Below are 1,196 nucleotides of genomic sequence, written 5' to 3'. Positions count from 1 at the left end.
GCATGGCGCTGCTTTGCCGCCTGCCGCCGCCGGCCGCAAGCCCGCGCGCCGGAATCGCCGGGCCGGCGGACCCCGGATTGCGAAACGGGCCGCCTGCCGCTAGTTTGCCCAAATCATGAGCAACAAGGTGACGCGACTACAGCCGGTCGATCTCGGGCGCGGGGTCGTGCTCGCGGACCCGGTCATTCTCGCCCCGATGTCGGGCGTGACCGACCGCCCGTTCCGCCGGCTCGCGGCCGAATCGGGCGCCGGCATGGTCGTGTCCGAAATGATCGCGTCGTGGGCAATGGTGCGCGAGAATCGCAACACGCTGCGCATGGCCGAGCTTGACCGGCGGCCGGGCGTGGTGGCGGCGATCCAGCTCGCCGGCTGCGATCCCGCCGCCATGGCCGAGGCGGCGCGCATCGCCTCCGACCGGGGCGCCGAGGTCATCGACATCAATTTCGGCTGCCCGGTGAAGAAGGTGGCCATGGGACAGAGCGCCGGCTCCGCGCTGATGCGCGACGAGGCGGCGGCGGCGCGCATCCTCGCGGCCACGGTCGCGGCGGTGGACGTCCCGGTCACGCTGAAGATGCGCATGGGCTGGGACCACACGAACCTCAACGCCCCGCGGCTCGCGGCGATCGCCGAGGACGCAGGCATCCGCATGGTCACGATCCATGGCCGCACCCGCCAGCAATTCTACACCGGCACCGCCGACTGGGATTTCGTCGCGCGGGTGAAGGCGGCGACGCGCCTGCCGGTGATCGTCAACGGCGACATCACGACGCCCGAGGCGGCGGCCGAGGCGCTGTCGCGCTCCGGCGCCGACGGGGTGATGATCGGCCGGGGCTGCTACGGCCGGCCGTGGTTCGCCCGGCAGGTGCTGCACTACCTGCGCACCGGCGAGCGGCTGCCCGATCCGCCGCTGTCACGCCAGCGCGACATCCTGACGAGCCATTACGAGGCGATGCTCATGCACTATGGACACGATGCCGGCCTGCGCCTCGCGCGCAAGCACGTCGCCTGGTATTCGCGCGGACTGCCCGGCAGTGCCGAGTTCCGGGCGACGGTCAACACGCTCGATGACGCGGCCGCGGTGCGGGCCCTGATCGCCGGCTTCTACGAGCCGCTGATCGCCGCCGGCGCCGCCCGCGCGGATGGCCTGCCGGCGGAGCGCGCGGCAGCGTGAGCCCCGCGATCTCCCGGCGGCTGCT

At 72.7% G+C, this 1,196-nt stretch carries 1 protein-coding gene; it reads left to right on the top strand.

Annotated features, from left to right (window positions below; all coding sequences use genetic code 11):
- Positions 1–115: 115 nt before the first annotated feature.
- Entirely contained in the window at positions 116–1,171 is a 1,056-nt protein-coding gene (gene dusB, locus B8460_RS15600; protein ID WP_048862535.1) for a tRNA dihydrouridine synthase DusB, read from the top strand.
- The last annotated feature ends 25 nt before the right edge of the window (positions 1,172–1,196 follow it).

The sequence above is a fragment of the Acidisphaera rubrifaciens HS-AP3 genome (genome assembly GCF_000964365.1).
GTDB classification, from domain to species: Bacteria; Pseudomonadota; Alphaproteobacteria; order Acetobacterales; family Acetobacteraceae; genus Acidisphaera; species Acidisphaera rubrifaciens.
This window is presented reverse-complemented; position numbering and strand designations above follow the sequence as displayed.